Source organism: Oleiphilus sp. HI0125 (assembly GCF_001635355.1).
In genome coordinates, this window is record NZ_LWGF01001454.1 from 1 (window position 1) to 1,374 (window position 1,374).

Annotated in this window: 3 protein-coding genes; 2 read left to right on the forward strand and 1 reads right to left on the reverse strand. The window is 48.0% G+C overall.

Annotated features, from left to right (window positions below; translation table 11 throughout):
• Positions 1-148: 2Fe-2S iron-sulfur cluster-binding protein (locus tag A3762_RS28985; protein ID WP_156493735.1), on the forward strand; the 148-nt coding region annotated here is incomplete at its 5' end.
• A 16-nt stretch (positions 149-164) separates the two neighbouring features.
• Here the strand turns inward: A3762_RS28985 and A3762_RS24640 are convergent.
• Entirely contained in the window at positions 165-791 is a 627-nt protein-coding gene (locus tag A3762_RS24640; RefSeq protein WP_068477951.1) for a TetR/AcrR family transcriptional regulator, read from the reverse strand.
• Between the two features lie 183 nt (positions 792-974).
• Here A3762_RS24640 and A3762_RS24645 point away from each other — a divergent pair.
• A partial coding sequence (locus A3762_RS24645) for a thiamine pyrophosphate-binding protein (RefSeq protein WP_255375088.1) occupies positions 975-1,374 on the forward strand: 400 nt, incomplete at its 3' end.

A 1,374-nucleotide genomic window follows, 5' to 3' on the forward strand; every position in this document is an offset into this window, starting at 1 on the left:
AGGTGAATGCAGTTTATGCCGTGTGAAATTGGTGGAAGGCGAAGTATTTAACCCGCCTGAAGCGAAGCTCAGAAAATCGGATGAAACGTTTGGTTGGGTGCACTCGTGCGTAGCGTTCCCAACCTCAGATATTGAAATCTTGTATTAGTTTTATAGCGAACGGTTTAGAGCGGGGATTTGATCTGGACTTGTGTCGATGTAGCAGCGAGATAATCTCGAATGCTCATCTTGTCAGGAATACTCAAATGGCCATCGATTAATAGGGTGGCTAGTCCGTGCACCATAGCCCATGCGCCTTGGGCGCGGACACTGTTGCTGACTTTGGTTTGAGGTGCTTTTGAAAAGGCATCGACTAACAGAGCATGAGGGCGTTTGCTGCTCTTGGATAGATCTTCTGACATTTCTGGTGCGATTTGCGTTTGGCTAAGCATCAACTTGTACAGAGCAGGGTTGTTGATTGCGTACTCAATGTATTGCGTACCGTAATCGAGAATCAGCGTTAACGGAGCTTGGCCAACATTGGCTTGCTCCATGCGCGCATGGAGTTGTTCAAAGCCTGATGCTGCGATCGCTTGAAATAACTCAGTCTTGTTTTTGAAGTGTGCGTAAGGGGCCATATGGCTGACACCCACTTCGCTGGCTAAGGATCGCAAAGACAGTGCTTCTGCCCCTCGCGTCGTCAGCAGATCTAAAGCGGCGTTGACGAGCGCAGTTTTAAGGTCGCCATGATGATAATTTTTCTCGCTGGCTTTGGGATTGCTTGAGTTGCTATGTGGAACTTCGTTACTCACGTGCTGTCTTTATGATTCGTTGTGAACTGAAAAAATAAAATGAGCCGCAAACATATCAGGTTCGTATACAGAGTTAAATGTTTGCAGTGCAGAACGATTGTCGCAACGGATAGCGTCGAGTTTCGTTCAACAAGCTTTCGTGCTGCTTCGAACATTCAGCGCGTAACACGAGAATAAACACAAATGAAAAAAGTGACGCTCAGCCATTACACCATTCAAGCACTTCGCGACGAAGGTGCTTCGCATGTGTTCATGATTCCAGGTGGATATGTCGATAATTTCTCTGAAGCTCTTGTGGATGTAGAAGGTATTGAAGCGGTTGTGTGTGCAAGTGAGGCTGGTGCTGCCTATATGGCAGACGGGTTTGCGCGGTCAGCCGGACGCTTTTCAATATGTATGGGAATCTCGGGTCCTGGTGCGAGCAACATGATCACGGGGCTGAGTGCTAGCCAAGCAGATCAAGTACCCGTACTTGCTATTACGGGCGACTCCCCCCTAGTTTGGCGCAATCGTCAATCGATTCAAGACCCTGGCGCGATGGGTTTAAAAACTACTCAGCTGTTATCACTCGTGAGTGATGTTC